The 13,986-nt window shown below is 64.8% G+C and carries 13 protein-coding genes; 8 read left to right on the forward strand and 5 right to left on the reverse strand.

The window, feature by feature from the left end:
• Positions 1–133: 133 nt before the first annotated feature.
• Positions 134–1,444 (forward strand): hemolysin family protein, encoded by a 1,311-nt coding sequence (locus tag FJ956_RS01430; RefSeq protein WP_140676066.1) that lies wholly within the window; start codon positions 134–136, stop codon positions 1,442–1,444.
• 150 nt (positions 1,445–1,594) lie between these two features.
• On the opposite strand, the gene FJ956_RS01435 is transcribed toward FJ956_RS01430, so the two are convergent.
• Positions 1,595–2,488: a LysR family transcriptional regulator gene (locus tag FJ956_RS01435; protein ID WP_140676069.1), complete on the reverse strand. Its 894-nt coding sequence runs from the start codon at positions 2,486–2,488 to the stop codon at positions 1,595–1,597.
• A 104-nt stretch (positions 2,489–2,592) separates the two neighbouring features.
• On the opposite strand from FJ956_RS01435, the gene FJ956_RS01440 reads away from it, so the two are divergent.
• Complete coding sequence (locus tag FJ956_RS01440; RefSeq protein WP_140676072.1) at positions 2,593–3,462, forward strand: NmrA/HSCARG family protein; 870 nt, start codon at positions 2,593–2,595, stop codon at positions 3,460–3,462.
• A 47-nt stretch (positions 3,463–3,509) separates the two neighbouring features.
• Positions 3,510–3,983, forward strand: coding sequence for an SRPBCC family protein (locus FJ956_RS01445; RefSeq protein ID WP_140676075.1), 474 nt, complete (start codon positions 3,510–3,512; stop codon positions 3,981–3,983).
• 43 nt (positions 3,984–4,026) lie between these two features.
• Here the strand turns inward: FJ956_RS01445 and FJ956_RS01450 are convergent, their stop codons facing one another.
• Together FJ956_RS01450 and FJ956_RS01455 are read right to left on the reverse strand one after the other, a co-directional pair.
• Positions 4,027–4,392 (reverse strand): avidin/streptavidin family protein, encoded by a 366-nt coding sequence (locus FJ956_RS01450; protein WP_140676078.1) that lies wholly within the window; start codon positions 4,390–4,392, stop codon positions 4,027–4,029.
• Positions 4,393–4,589: 197 nt separating this feature from the next.
• Entirely contained in the window at positions 4,590–5,195 is a 606-nt protein-coding gene (locus tag FJ956_RS01455) for an NADPH-dependent FMN reductase (protein ID WP_140676081.1), read from the reverse strand.
• Positions 5,196–5,285: 90 nt separating this feature from the next.
• On the opposite strand from FJ956_RS01455, the gene FJ956_RS01460 reads away from it, so the two are divergent.
• Positions 5,286–5,654, forward strand: a complete 369-nt coding sequence (locus FJ956_RS01460; protein WP_140676084.1) for a helix-turn-helix domain-containing protein — start codon at positions 5,286–5,288, stop codon at positions 5,652–5,654.
• Between the two features lie 480 nt (positions 5,655–6,134).
• Here the strand turns inward: FJ956_RS01460 and FJ956_RS01470 are convergent, their stop codons facing one another.
• On the reverse strand, positions 6,135–6,530 hold the full coding sequence (locus FJ956_RS01470; protein ID WP_126092416.1) for an acyl-CoA thioesterase: 396 nt from the start codon (positions 6,528–6,530) through the stop codon (positions 6,135–6,137).
• Positions 6,531–6,718: 188 nt separating this feature from the next.
• On the opposite strand from FJ956_RS01470, the gene FJ956_RS01475 reads away from it, so the two are divergent.
• Genes FJ956_RS01475 through FJ956_RS01485 form a run of 3 tightly spaced genes read left to right on the forward strand, consistent with a single transcriptional unit; the run spans position 6,719 to position 10,457 of the window.
• Positions 6,719–8,335: a GMC family oxidoreductase N-terminal domain-containing protein gene (locus tag FJ956_RS01475; protein WP_140676090.1), complete on the forward strand. Its 1,617-nt coding sequence runs from the start codon at positions 6,719–6,721 to the stop codon at positions 8,333–8,335.
• Positions 8,332–9,543, forward strand: coding sequence for a mandelate racemase/muconate lactonizing enzyme family protein (locus FJ956_RS01480; RefSeq protein WP_140676093.1), 1,212 nt, complete (start codon positions 8,332–8,334; stop codon positions 9,541–9,543). The genes FJ956_RS01475 and FJ956_RS01480 overlap by 4 nt, the downstream gene beginning before the upstream one ends.
• The gene (locus FJ956_RS01485) at positions 9,540–10,457 is read left to right on the forward strand and encodes an NAD(P)-dependent oxidoreductase (RefSeq protein WP_140676096.1); all 918 of its coding nucleotides are present in this window, start codon (positions 9,540–9,542) and stop codon (positions 10,455–10,457) included. The genes FJ956_RS01480 and FJ956_RS01485 overlap by 4 nt, the downstream gene beginning before the upstream one ends.
• A 337-nt stretch (positions 10,458–10,794) precedes the next feature.
• Here the strand turns inward: FJ956_RS01485 and FJ956_RS01490 are convergent, their stop codons facing one another.
• The gene (locus FJ956_RS01490) at positions 10,795–11,733 is read right to left on the reverse strand and encodes a diacylglycerol kinase family protein (protein ID WP_140676099.1); all 939 of its coding nucleotides are present in this window, start codon (positions 11,731–11,733) and stop codon (positions 10,795–10,797) included.
• A 1,052-nt stretch (positions 11,734–12,785) separates the two neighbouring features.
• Here FJ956_RS01490 and FJ956_RS01495 point away from each other — a divergent pair.
• Positions 12,786–13,919: a hypothetical protein gene (locus FJ956_RS01495; protein ID WP_140676102.1), complete on the forward strand. Its 1,134-nt coding sequence runs from the start codon at positions 12,786–12,788 to the stop codon at positions 13,917–13,919.
• Positions 13,920–13,986: the final 67 nt, after the last annotated feature.

The following is a 13,986-nucleotide window of genomic DNA, read 5'->3' on the forward strand; positions in this document are numbered from 1 at the left end:
CGTCGTCATCGACGCGCTTGTCGGGCATTTCTCGGCGCCGATCTGGGATGCGGCTTGAACAGCGCGCCTGTCATGTTCCAAAAATACCGGCGGGCTATTTTCGAACGCACTGCAGCAATGCTATTGACCGCCCATGCTATATCTTGAAATCGCCGTCGTGGCCGTCCTCATTCTGGTGAACGGCCTTCTGGCAATGTCCGAGCTCGCCATCGTCTCGTCGCGGCCCGCCCGCCTCAAGGCGATGATCGACCGCAACGTCAAGGGCGCTGGCCGCGCGCTGGCGCTGGGCTCGAACCCGGGCAAATTCCTGTCCTCGGTGCAGATCGGCATCACGCTCGTCGGCGTTCTTTCGGGCGCGTTCTCGGGCGCGACCCTCGGCGAAAGGCTGGCGCAGTATCTGGCCTCGACCGGCATACGCGAAAACATCGCCGACCCTGTCGGCGTCGGCATCGTCGTCGCCATCATCACCTATGCCTCGCTAATCGTCGGCGAGCTTGTGCCGAAGCAGATCGCGCTGCGCGATCCCGAGCGCGTCGCCGCCCGCGCGGCGCCCGCAATGACCATCATCGCCACCATCTCGGCGCCGCTCGTCTTCCTGCTCGACATTTCCGGCCGCGCCGTTCTGTGGCTGCTCGGCCAGGCCGGCGAGACCGAAGAGAAGGTCACCGACGAGGAGATCAAGATGCTGGTCGCCGAGGCAGAGCATCACGGCACCATCGAATCCGACGAGCGCCGCATGATCGCCGGCGTCATGCGCCTCGGCGACCGCGCCGTGCGCGCCGTCATGACGCCGCGCACCGAGGTCGACTGGCTGAACCTGCAGTCCGACGAGATCGCCGTCAAAAAGCTTCTGATGGATAGCCAGCACTCGCGCCTGCCCGTCGGCGACGGCAATGTCGACGCCATGGTCGGCGTCATCCAGACGCGCGACGTGCTGGCCGCCCTTCTCGCCGGCAGGGTGCTGGATCCGCGCCAGCATGTGCGCGCCGCCCCCATCGTGCATGACCAGGCCGACGCGCTCGACGTGCTGCAGAAGCTTAGGGAATCGGACGTGCCGATGGCGCTCGTTCATGACGAATACGGCCATTTCGAAGGCATCGTCACGCCGGCCGACATCCTCGAAGCCATCACCGGCGTGTTCCGTTCCGACCTCGAGGCGGGCGAGGAAGAGAACGCCGTCAAGCGCGATGACGGCTCGTGGCTGCTCGCCGGCTATATGCAGGCCGACGAGATGGCCGAGGTGCTGGGCATCGACCTGCCCGAAAACCGCGACTACGAAACCGTCGCTGGCTATGTGCTGTCGCATCTGCATCATCTGCCGACCACCGGCGAGTGCGTCGACGCACAAGGCTGGCGCTTCGAGGTGGTCGACCTCGACGGCCGCCGCATCGACAAGCTGATCGCCACCCGCCTGCCCGGCGGCCACCGCCCGGTGGCGCGCTGAAGGCGAAATTTATGTGGTGATCAACTCGCCGTCAGCGTTGAATGGCCAGCCTGCTTTCCGGCAGGCCACCAACAAGCTGCCGCTCCCAACCGAACAGGGTCGCCGCATAGAGAGGGCGGAAGCGCCAGACAGCGTTTCGATCATTCCGTCTCATCCACCGATATAGGCCGCCAATTCGTCGGGGGTTCCCTTGGGAAAGGCCTGCTTCAAATAGTCGAGGAACGCCGATACGCGGACGCTGAGCAAGCGTCGGGACGGATAGAGCGTCCATAGGGCGATGTCTGGGCCGTCGATATCGCCCCAATGCACCAGCGTTCCAGCAGCCAGATCGTGACTTACAAGCGAGATCGGCAAACGTCCGGCGCCGACGCCCGCCCGGACGGCATCGCGGAACATGAGGAGCGACGAAAGGCGAAGGACCGGCTCAATCGCGATGCGTGATCGCCCGGTTGGCGTCACGATGTCCCAGGCTGCAACGCGCTCGCCGGACTCCCGCACGACGGCCGGAGCGGCGAGATCGTCGGGCGGTCTGGCGAGGCCCGGGCTCGCGACCACGACCAGCCGGTCGCGCAGGAACACCCGTCCGACAAGACTTTCATCGGGCTCAGGATCGACCCGGATCACCAGATCGTATCCCTCCTCGATCATATCGACGGCCCGGTCTTCCGTCGTGACCTCGAGCCGGACTTCCGGATATTTCAGCGCGAACCCGGCGGCCAGCTTCCCCATCGCAGTTTGGGAGAAGAGCAGCGGCGCGCTGATCCGCAGCCTGCCCCGCGGCGTGCGTCCGCCCGAAGCGATCGCCGTCGCGGTTTCGTCCAGTTCGGTCAGCAACGCTCCCGTACGCTCGAAGAGCGCCCGTCCTTCCTCGGTGAGCTTCAGCGCGCGCGCCCCGCGCTCGAACAGACGCAAGTCGAGGGCGGCCTCCAGTTCCGCGACCCGGCGAGACAGGGTCGCCTTCGGGCGCCCCGCGGCGCGCGCCGCCTTTCCAAATCCTCCGTGCCGGGCAACCAGATTGAAATCAGCGAGGGCGAGAAGGTCCATCTGTTCCACCATTGAGACGCTGTGTCCAGATATAGCGCCTATCGGTTCGAATGTGGATCACTCATTTACGGGATGTCTTTGACCCAAAACCCGGAGTGAACCCCATGACCATTCTCGTTACCGGCGCGACCGGCAATGTCGGCAGCCAAGTCGTCAGCCAGCTCGTCAAGCGCGGCGCCGACGTCCGTGCGCTTGTCCGCGATCCTTCGAAGGCGAACTTCCCGGCGGGCGTCGCCGTGGTGCAGGGCGACCTGCTCGACGTCGATTCCCTGCGCAGCGCCTTCTCGGGCGTCTCCACCTTGTTCCTGCTCAACGCCGTGGTGCCCGATGAATTCACCCAGGCGCTGATCGCGCTCAACCTGGCCCGCGAGGCAGGCATCGAGCGCATCGTCTACCTGTCGGTGATCCACGGTGAGCTTTACGTGAACGTGCCGCACTTCGCCGGCAAGCTCGCGGTCGAGCGGATGATCGAGCAGATGGGCCTCAACGCCACCATCCTTCGTCCGGCCTATTTCATGAACAACGAGTTCACGATCAAGGACGTGATCCTCAGCTATGGCGTCTATCCGATGCCGATCGGCAGCAAAGGCTTGGCAATGGTCGACGCGCGCGACATCGCCGAGGTCGCGGCAATCGAGTTGCTTCGCCGCGAGCAGGCCGAAATTGCCCTCCCGCTCGACCGGATCAACCTCGTCGGTCCCGACACGCTGACCGGCGCGGATGTCGCCGGCATTTGGACCAAGGTCCTGGGTCGCCAGATCGCCTACCCCGGCGAAGACCTGGCAGGCTTCGAACAGAGCCTGCGGCAGTTCATGCCGAGTTGGATGGCGCTCGACATGCGCCTGATGGGCGAGCGCTTCATCAGCGAGGGCATGATTCCCGATGCTGGCGACGTCGACCGCCTGACCAAGCTGCTGGGACGTCCGCTGCGCACCTATCGCGACTTCGCCGCAGAAATCGCTGCCTCGGCGTGACGCCAGCGGCAGCCTGCCACCCCAACATCGATCCCAAGGATACGATCATGATCTACTCAACCGCCACCGTCCCGGTGAACCCGGAAGGCGCGGCCAGGCTGACCCGTGCACAGGCCTGGGCTGGCCTGGAGCTCAAGGCTCGCGACGCCCGCGAATTCCTGCCGCCCGGCCTCTGCACCCGCTGCGATGTCGTGGAGGAAAGCGCGACGCATTTCGTGCGCGAAGCGACCATCGCGGGCGCAGATCTGCGCGAGATCATCACGCTTGAACCGGAAAGCAAAGTCACATTCTTCCAGGCCACCGGGCCGCGCGAGGGCGCGATCGTCAACGAACTCTTGGAGGGCGCCGACGGCACGCTCCATCTGCGCTTCTACTGCTATCTCGGCCTGCGCGGCAAAGAGCCGAACGGCCCCGAGGAGCAGGCTGAACAGGCGCAGTTCGATGGCGAGCAAGGCTACAAAGCCGCCCTGCTGTCCACACTGAAGCGCACCCGCGAGCTGCTCATGGAGGGCGGGCTCTGACCATCACCCATGAACATCAGCCAGGGATCTCTCGTCGGCTTGGCTATTCTCGGACGAACGTGTCGAGGCTGATGCCGAAGGCGCGCCAGGTTCCTACCTGCTCGCGGGAAGCGGTTTCGCCCTCCTTGCCGGTGATGGTGCTGCCTGCCACTGTCAGCCACATCGTCTCCAGCTTGCCGTCCCGCAATATGCCGGTGTAGCTCACCGCGGCGGGGCCGGCCGTACCCTCCCCGGCGGCCGCCACTCCAATCACATCGCCATGTGCGGTGCCGAATATCGGCACGATCTGTCCATAAAAGCTGCTGTCTTCGAGCGCCGTGCGAAACGTGCCTTCAATCCGGCCGCCGTCCTCGCCGGTGATGTCGAGGACGGACCCATACTGATTGCGCCATTTGCCAAGCCAAGGCATTCCGCTCCTCCACGACTGTGCCGTCTTTGTCTTCGGTGGATTCGGGCCTGCATCTAACGCGCCGTTCCGAGCGGTCAACAGCGCGACGGCCAAAGGGATCAGCCTGGGATCCAGGCAAGACAGACAGCTCCGCAAATTGAAAGGGGCGGCGCTGGCGCCGCCCCTTTCTCATTGGGAGGACAGTATCGATCGACCGCTCAGGCGGCCTGGGCTTCGCCGGCGATGGCGTCGGCGGCGCGGGCGGCCTTCAGCACCTTCGCCCACCAGGCGACGTCGTTGACCAGCGCGGCGGCAGCCTGATTCAGGTGCTCGATGTCCTCGAGCTTCTTCTCGCCCTGGCGCACCGCAAGGAAATCGCCCCAAGCAATATGGACGGCCGACTTGACCGGCGCCATCTGCAGCTCGACGGCGATCAGGCGGAGCTGTTCGACCGCGCGCGCACCGCCGACCGAGCCATAGCCGACAAAACCGGCCGGCTTCTTGTTCCATTCATTGGCGGCGTAGTCGATGGCGTTCTTCAACACACCGGTCGGAGCGTGATTGTATTCGGCGGCGGTGAAGATGAAGCCGTCGAACTCGGCGACCTTCTTCTGCCAGCGCTGCGCCACCTCGTTCTGCGACGGCACCCAGGCGGAGGAAGCGACCTCGTCGAAGAAGGGCAGCGGCCAGTCGCGCAGATCGACGATCTCGACGTCGATATCGGCATGCGACTTGGCGATCTTGGCAATCCACTGCGTCGGCACGTCGGCGAAGCGGGCGGCGCGCGTCGAACCGACGACAATGGCGATTTTGGGCTTGGACATAAGGGGCTCTCCTTGCGGGAATTTCTGGTATCGTTTGGATACCGGCGCTATATGTGATACTGACAAATCGACGCGCAAGGAGGCACTTCTTTGTTACTGAGGCACCCGCACAACACCGAGGACTGCCGGGCCGTTTCGGAAATCCTGCAACGGGTCGGAGACAAATGGACGGTGCTCGTCGTCGGCAAGCTCGGCGGCGGACCAATGCGCTTCAACGAATTGCGTGCCGCCGTCGGCGGCATTTCGCAGAAGATGCTGACCACCACCTTGCGCGGTTTGGAGCGCGACGGCTTCGTGACGCGAGAGGTGTTTCCGACCATTCCGCCACGTGTCGACTACGAGCTCACCCAACTCGGTCACGAGCTCCTCGTCCCGGTCGGCGCGCTCGGCGAATGGGCGCGCAAGAACACCAATCGGGTCCGCGAAGCGCGCGCGAAATTTGACGAGGTGCAGGCCTGAAACCCTTGCAATGCAAGGGTTTCTAACCTGCCGATGAAACCGTGGGCCTCAGCGTCGGTCGCATCGCGCTTTCGGTTTTGATCGGAGCCTCCGCGGTTCCGCCGCTGGCGTCGCCGGGCAACCGGTTCGCCAAGGAGACCCGTCTTTAGCCGCCACCGATCAGGCGCTTGGGGCAGTGCTGTCGCAGCACGCGGTCGAGCAGCTCTTGAATTGCGCGGCCCTCTTGCCGACCGCTGTCCGATCTCGCATGCAGGCGACGCGTGGAAGGTCTTTTCTGACCTCCATATAGGCCGTTATGCCGAGCAGGCAGACAAGAGCAATAAGGGCCGCCACGAGCCAGCCGTTCAGCATATGTTGACGCATTGTCTTTCCCCCGCGCCCACAAAGTGGGGCGTGAAGGCAACCATTGGATGTCGCGAAGTGAATTTCCCGCGCAGGCGTCGTTACAAAACGGCAAGCCTGGGAAGAATCGGCATCCCGTCAGCCCTCGGCCGGAACCGGCTTCGGCTTGCCTTCGCCGTCGAGCGCCACCATGACGAAATCGGCATGGGTGACCTTCTCCATCAGGTCGGAAAGGTAGCGCTGCGCCCAGGCCTCGACCTTGAGCACCATCGAGGTGCGGCCGACGCGCTCGACATGGGTGTAGATGCAGAGCGTGTCGCCGATCTTCATCGGCTTGGCGAAAGACATCTCCTTGACCGCGGCGGTGACCACGCGCCCCTTGGCGCGCTCGGCGGCGCGGATGCCGCAGGCAAGATCCATCTGCGCCATAACCCAGCCGCCGAAGATGTCGCCGGCGGCATTGGCGTCGGAGGGCATGGCGAGCGTCCTCAAAGTGAGATCGCCGAGGGGTTTTCCGTCCGCGTAATGCACCATGGCGAAATCCTTGGAGGTCAGTTGCCGTTGCGTAGCAATGCGACCGCCATGTCGCAAGCTTTGGTGAAGCGAAATGCACGCCGCTTCACCGGTCGCTTTTTTCACAAGCCATGCCGGAAGCCACGGCGACGCCGCGAGCCGGCAATGTCTAGGGTAAGCCGGATATCGCGGAGCCCGCCCACACCATCATGCAGACTTACGATTTCGTCATCGTCGGCTCCGGCTCGGCCGGCTCGGTCGTTGCGGAGAAGCTGTCGGCTTCGGGCCGCTTCTCGGTGCTGGTGCTGGAGGCCGGCGGAACCGATCGGCGGTTCTACGTCCAGATGCCGCTCGGCTACGGCAAGACCTTCTTCGACCCGGCCGTCAACTGGAACTACAAGACCGAACCGGATCCCGGTCTCGCCGGCAACGCCGACCACTGGCCGCGCGGCAAGCTGCTCGGCGGCTCGAGCTCGATCAACGCCATGGTCTTCATCCGCGGCGCGCGCGAGGATTTCGACGCCTGGGCGACGGCCGGCAATCCGGGCTGGGGCTATGACGATCTTCTGCCTTCCTTCAAGGCGATGGAGGACAATGCGGCCGGCGCCGACCGGTGGCGCGGCGTCGGCGGCCCCCTGCATGTCACCGACTGCACGAGCGCGGTGCACCCGCTGACCAAGCGCTATCTTGCCGCCGCCGAACAGGCCGGGCTGCCGCTCAATCCGGACTTCAACGGCGCTTCCCAGGAAGGCGTCGGCGTCTACCAGATCACGACGAAGAACGGGCGCCGCATGTCCGCCGCTCGCGCCTTCCTGCGGCCGGCGATGAAGCGCGGCAATGTCCGTGTCGAGACCAACGCGCTGGCGACGAGGATCCTGTTCGAAGGCAAGCGTGCCATCGGCGTCGAATATGAGCAGAACGGGCAGAAGAAGACGGCTCGCGCGGGCCGCGAGGTGATCCTGTCGGGCGGCTCGGTCAACTCGCCGCAACTGCTGCAGCTCTCGGGCGTCGGCCCCGCGGCGCTGCTCGGAAATCTCGGCATCCCGGTCGTCCATGCCAACGACAATGTCGGCGCCAACCTGCAGGACCATGTCGGTATCAACTATACTTTCAAAGGCAAGCTGCCGACGCTCAACCAGATCCTGAGGCCCTGGTGGGGCAAGCTGCTCGTCGGCATGCAATACATCCTCTTGCGCTCCGGCCCGCTGTCGCTGTCGATGAACAATGCCGGCGGCTTCTTCCGCACCGACCCGTTGATGACGCGGCCGAACATGCAGCTCTATTTCCAGGCCTTCTCGACCGTCATCCCGAAGAGCGGCGAGCGCCCCATCCTGACGCCCGACCCCTGGCCGGGCTTCTCGATCGGCCTGTCCAACTGCCGGCCCTCGAGCCGCGGCGAGATCATGATCCGCTCGACGGACCCGCGCGACTATCCCAGGATCACGCCCAACGCGTATTCGACCAATGCCGATGTCGACGAGATGCTGGCGGCGGTGAAATTCGTGCGCAAGATCGCCGCGATGCCGGCCATGGCCGAGATCATCGAGGAAGAGGTTCTGCCTGGACCGTCGATCCAATCGGACGCCGACCTGATCCAGGACTTCAGGAAACGCTCAGGCACCGTCTATCATCCGGTCTCGACCTGCCGCATGGGGCCTGATGCGGCGCGCGCCGTCGTCGACCCGCGGCTTCGGGTGCATGGGCTGGACGGTCTGCGCGTCATCGATGCTTCGATTTTCCCCGACAACATCACCGGCAACACCAACGCCGCCGCGATCTTGACCGGATGGAAAGGCGCCGACCTGGTTCTGGAGGATCACACATGAAAATCACCGACGTGAAGACCTGGGTTGTCGGCAACCCGCCGCCCGGCATCGGCGGCAAGTATTTCATCTTCGTCAAGCTCACCACCGATGGCGGCGTGGCCGGCTACGGCGAGGCGTACAACGCCACCTTCTCCGCGCATGTCACCGCAAGGATGATCGAGGACATGGCCGAGCGCTATCTCGTCGGCCGCGATCCGCACGACATCGAGAATTTCTTCCGCCGCGCCTATTCCTCCGGCTTCACCCAGCGCCCCGACGTTTCCGGCATGGGCTGCTTCTCGGCGCTCGAAATGGCCTGCTGGGACATCGTCGGCAAGGAGGCCGGCAAGCCGGTCTACAAGCTGCTCGGCGGCCAGGTGCACGAGACCCTGCGCTCCTACACCTATCTCTATCCGCACACCGGCAGCGTCCATTCGGAAGATGCGCGCGGCAAGAACGTTTACAACGACCCCGACATGGCCGCCGCCTGCGCGCTCGAATATGTCGAGCAGGGCTTCAATGCCGTGAAGCTCGATCCGGCCGGCCCCTACACCGCCTATGACGGCCATCAGCCGCGCTTGATCGACATCGACCTGTCGGCGCGCATGATCAAGGTGATCCGTGAAGCGGTAGGAACCAGGGCCGACATCCTGTTCGGCACGCATGGCCAGTTCACCGCCTCCGGGGCGCTGCGCATGGCGCGCGCCATCGAGCCTTACGATCCGCTGTGGTTCGAGGAGCCGGTGCCGCCTGATATGCCCGAGGTGATGGCGCAAGTCGCCCGCGGCACGTCCATTCCGATCGCCACCGGCGAGCGGCTGACGACGAAGTTCGAGTTCGCCCGCGTCATCGAGAACCGCGCCGCCACCATCCTGCAGCCGGATCTCGGCCGCTCCGGCGGCATCCTCGAAACCAAGAAGATCGCCGCCATGGCCGAGGCCTACCACATCCAGGTCGCGCCGCACTGCTACTGCGGCCCGATCGTCGGCGCTGCCAACATCCAGCTGGCCGTCACGCTGCCCAATTTCCTCATCCTGGAATCGCTGAAGCAGTGGGACGGTTTCCACGCAACACTGCTCAAGAAGAAGATCGAATGGCAGGACGGCAACGTCATCCCCTCGAAGGAGCCTGGCCTCGGCGTAGAACTCGACGAGGCGGTCTGCGACGCCCATCCCTATAGCGGCAAGGACCTGCATCTGCAGATGATGCAGACGCCGTTGATGCCGTGACCCTCGCTTACGCCTTCATCGGTCTTGGCCATCTCGGCGGCAACCTTGCCGCCAGCCTGCTGCGCAACGGCTTTGCCGTCACCGTCTTCGACCGCGACCCGGCGGCGGTCGAGCGGCTCGTCGCGCTCGGCGCCACGGCGGCGACGAGCCCGGCCGATGCCGCGGCGCGGGCCGGCAACGCGGTCACCTGCCTGCCCTCGCCGAAGGTCAGCGAAACAGTGCTCGCCGGTCCCGACGGATTGCTCCAGGGCCTGCCCGCGGGCGGCACCTGGATCGAGATGTCCACCAATGGCCGCGACGAGATTTTACGGCTTGCCGCAATCGCCTCGGCGAAGGGCGTCGAAACGCTCGAATGCCCGGTCACCGGCGGCGTGCATCTGGCGGCGGCGGGCAGGATCACCGCGCTGGTCGGCGGCGATGCCGCGCTCTACGAACACCATCGCCCGGCCATCGAGGCGATGTGCGCGAAGTCGTTCCTGATGGGACCAGTCGGCTCGGCGGCGGTGATCAAGGTCATCACCAACATGCTCGCCTTCATCCATCTCGTCGCCGCCGGCGAGGCGCTGATGCTCGCCAAACAGGGCGGGCTCGACCTCGCCCAGGCCTATCACGCCATCGTCGCCTCTTCCGGCAACAGCTTCGTCCACGAGACCGAGAGCCAGCTGGTGCTCAACGGCTCCTACGACATCGGCTTCACTATGGACCTGGCACTGAAGGACCTCGGCTTCGCGCTTGCCATGGCCGAACAGTCCGGCGTGCCGCTCGACCTCGCCACGCGGGTCAACGCAATTTTCGAGCAAGGCAAGGCCGCCTATGGCGGCGGCGCCTGGTCGACCCAGATCGTCAAATTGCTCGAGGATGCGGTTGGAACGGATCTGCGCGCGCCCGGTTTCCCAGCAAAACTGGAAATCTGAAACAGCGGGATCGTGGAATGAAATCAGGGCTTTGAGTAAGCCTCCGGAATCATCCCCGCAGCGAATTGAATCGGAACTTCAACATCTCGGTTGGTTCTCAGGCAGAAGTTTCGACCAGACTGCATACCTCGACAATTGGCGGAACCGGCCCTCCCTTCGTCATACTCGGGCTTGACCCGAGTATCCATGCCGCGACCAAGCCGAAAGGTGCAGCGGTGAAGAATTCTGCACCGTGGCTGCGCTCGGAGTCCCGGCATGGATCCCATGGTCTCCGCGACGGAGCTTCGCCCAGGGATGACGACGCCGCGGGCGCTCCACCCCCGGCCAACGTCTTGATTCAACCTCGCAGCGTCAGCGCGCCGGGCAGGATCTCGAACGTCGCCGGAATTCGGCCTGGCGACTCGCCGTCTATGTCGACCAGCGCGCCGTTCTTCTCGGCATCGCCGAGCGGCTCGACCAGCACCTTGCGGCCACGCAGGATGGTGATTGCCGGATGGTTGCGATGCCGGCCGCCATAGAGCAGGCGGAGGTCGCGGATCAAGCCGAGCTTGCCGGCGGCCCGCAGGATGACGATGTCGAACTGGCCGTCGGCGAGATCGGCGTCCGGCGCGATCATCATGCCGCCGCCGAAGAATTTGCCGTTGGCCACCGCCACCAGCGCCATGCGCGCCTCGACCGGCTCGCCGTCGTCGATGGTGATCCGGACGTCCTGGAAGCGATAGCGGACGAACTCGAGCACCGTGCGCCAGAAGAACAGCGCCTTGGCCGGCACCCTGCCCTTGCGCTTGTCTGCATTGACGGCGCGATCCGTCGCGCCGGACAGGCCGAGGCTGGCGATGTTGATGAAGTGGCGGCTGGCCAGCGCGCCGTGGTCGTCGATGTAGCAGACGCGGCCGGCGTCGATCTTGCGGCCCTCGGCATCGGCGATTTTCTTGACCGAGGCGCCGATGCCGCGCGGCAGGCCGAGCCCGCGCGCGAAGTCGATGCCGGTACCACAAGGCAGAAGCCCAAGCGCGGTTTCCTGGCCGGTCTCATCCTGTGCCTGGAGCAGCCCGTCGGCCACCTCGCTGGCGGTGCCGTCGCCGCCGGCCGCGATCACCAGGTCGCATCCGCCGGCGGCGAGGTCGATCGCCAGCCGCTCGGCGTCGCCGCAGGCTTGCGTCTCGCGCAGGTCGAAATCGCCGAAATTCGTCTTGAGCGACGCCGCCGCCTCCGCCCAATGCCGCTTGAGCCTGCCGCCTCCGGCAATCGGATTGAGTACCACCCCGACCTTCAAGCCGACCTCCCCCGAGGCACGTCGCGCAAAATGCGCGGCGGAGTCCGCGCCGGCGCCCAAAGTCTTTTGCCGGCCCAAACTCTTTTGCCGACATTGAAACGCGGACCGGGCAGCGGAGCAAGGCTCGAACATCCAAGGTCGCTAAAAAAGCGGGGCAGGCTGTCTAAGGGGTTCGGCCGGCAGATTCCGAAGCTTTTGCCATTGGTCCCCGATAATCCCGCTATCCACAGGCACGCCGGCATTCCCTAGACCCCTTACCCGGCGTACATTCAACCCATCTCAGGCGGCCACTGAACGCCCCAGCCGAAAGGCAAAAGCGCAAGGCGGATTTCCTGAGGCCCGTACGGCCCAGAACGAGAGCAGGCTTGCCTGTTGGAGGGACGGATGCCGAGACCTACGGGTGCCGCGGAAAGCGTGCCAACGCCGACGGCGGACCGATGCTGCCATGAAGGCCGGTAAAAACCTTCGATGGCACGCTGGGCGAAGCCCGCAAGGGTGGAGATCGGCGTGGTCTGGAACGGGAGCTGCCCTCGGGTGGCGACTGGCAGGACCGTCAAAATCAAGGCTGGCCTGGCGCGACGACTTTACGGAAGTTGCTGCCTTAACCGGTTCCTGATCTGACAGGGAGGCGCTGGGAGAAATCCCAGCGCCAACTGTCTTTTGGGAACGGCTTTCCAGGCAGTTTGGCGCGATGCATCGCCGGCGGGTGAATGCTGCCGGCGGAGATCGCCGGCGCCGGTAACCTGTTTCGCGCTTTGTTGCGGAGCCGGGCTGTTCGCCGCGTCAAAATCGGATAGGGCGTTTTACCGTTTCGCGGAAACGGTAAAATGCCCTATCTCTTTGTTCTTACGCAATTCCGGACGGAAGGCTACGGCGAAGTCGCCGAGCCTAACCGCTCGCGCTTTTCCTGGAATTGCTCTAACGTTCAGCGTGACGTGAAGGGGGATGCTTCATGCCGCTGATCCGCAAGCTTGCCGTCGCCGGCATCTTCGCCGAACGTGCCGACTTTTGCATGCCGATATACCGCCCCATCGATCCGGGCGCGGCCTGACATGTTCCTGCTGCGCTGGCTGAGACGGCTGATCAGGACAATCCTCTGGCTAATCGTTCCCGTCGTGCTGATCCCGGTCGTCGGACTGGCCTACGGCTTTCTCACCACCCCGGCACTCGACAAGACCCCATTGCCCGGCATCACCGACGGTGCTCCGCCGGCACAACTCGCCGCGAAGGTCCGGCAAGCCATACCGCATTATCAGTCGCCGGCGCCGTCGACCTGGCTGGCTTACCTGAAATGGGCAACCGTCCATGCCGCGCACGACTACGCCACCTTTGTCGACAAGGATCAGCCGAGCGGCTTTCCCTATTGGGCTTATGTCGGCCACTACTGGCAGGACTATGCAACGATTATCCGTGTGACGTCCGCTCGCGGCATCGACATCCTCGATTACGTCGCGCCAACACTCATCGGCACCGGCCTGACGATCGACTACGCCTTCCAGTGGGCCTACGAGAACACGGTCGGCCGCATCACCGAGGCGACCGCCGGCAAGCGCGTCGCCGCCGATATCTATCAGGCAAAGGCAGCCGGCAACTATGCCGCCTTTCTCGACACCAGACCCTGGTCCGACTTCCCCTATGCCGAAGAGCGCGCTGGCCTGTTTGCGGTCGAGCCCGCCGCCGGCGACGACTCCATCCGCACCAGCGAACGCAAGCTCGCCTTCGGCCTGGCCGACACGGTCAAGCAATGGTGCGCCGATCTCAGCAAATCGGCGTTGGCCAGCGCCGGCGATCCGAGCCCGCCCGACGTCCATGTCTGGGCCAAGGGCCCGGTCGGCGAGGCGGCGCGCAACGAGCCGGATACGCTTCTCGAGCGCGACCTCGGCGGCGACGGCACCATCTTCGTCACCAGCCGCTCGCAAGCCTTTGCCGGGATGGTCCCGCGCCTCATCGACAAGGGAATCTCCTTCGTCGAGATCGGCGGCAAGGACGAGATCATGATCACGGTGACCTCAGGCGCGGAGATCACCGCCCCCGACGGCTCGCGCATCCTGTTCAGCCAGCCGATCCCTGTATCGCCCGACACGCGCCGCACGGCGCTGACCGTCGCGGTGCGCAAGCTGCATTTGGTCCTGCCGGCTCTGGCCAAGGCCGGTGCCAAATTGGAACATGTCTACGCCGACGACTGAGGCATTTCGGCCACAGGCGCCGGCCGAGCAACCTTCGGAAACGTCCCGTCATCCACATTTTCACAAT

This window comes from Mesorhizobium sp. B2-4-3, from assembly GCF_006442815.1.
Lineage (GTDB): Bacteria > Pseudomonadota > Alphaproteobacteria > Rhizobiales > Rhizobiaceae > Mesorhizobium.

Bases quoted from the DNA above. Each gene is read 5' to 3' on its own strand.
- FJ956_RS01470 (WP_126092416.1), bottom strand. From the start codon at position 6,530: ATGGTGCATTACGCGGACGGAAAACCCCTCGGCGATCTCACTTTGAGG.
- FJ956_RS01440 (WP_140676072.1), top strand. From the start codon at position 2,593: ATGACCATTCTCGTTACCGGCGCGACCGGCAATGTCGGCAGCCAAGTC.
- FJ956_RS01435 (WP_140676069.1), bottom strand. From the start codon at position 2,488: ATGGACCTTCTCGCCCTCGCTGATTTCAATCTGGTTGCCCGGCACGGA.
- FJ956_RS01455 (WP_140676081.1), bottom strand. From the start codon at position 5,195: ATGTCCAAGCCCAAAATCGCCATTGTCGTCGGTTCGACGCGCGCCGCC.
- FJ956_RS01445 (WP_140676075.1), top strand. From the start codon at position 3,510: ATGATCTACTCAACCGCCACCGTCCCGGTGAACCCGGAAGGCGCGGCC.
- FJ956_RS01480 (WP_140676093.1), top strand. From the start codon at position 8,332: ATGAAAATCACCGACGTGAAGACCTGGGTTGTCGGCAACCCGCCGCCC.
- FJ956_RS01495 (WP_140676102.1), top strand. From the start codon at position 12,786: ATGTTCCTGCTGCGCTGGCTGAGACGGCTGATCAGGACAATCCTCTGG.
- FJ956_RS01450 (WP_140676078.1), bottom strand. From the start codon at position 4,392: ATGCCTTGGCTTGGCAAATGGCGCAATCAGTATGGGTCCGTCCTCGAC.
- FJ956_RS01430 (WP_140676066.1), top strand. From the start codon at position 134: ATGCTATATCTTGAAATCGCCGTCGTGGCCGTCCTCATTCTGGTGAAC.
- FJ956_RS01475 (WP_140676090.1), top strand. From the start codon at position 6,719: ATGCAGACTTACGATTTCGTCATCGTCGGCTCCGGCTCGGCCGGCTCG.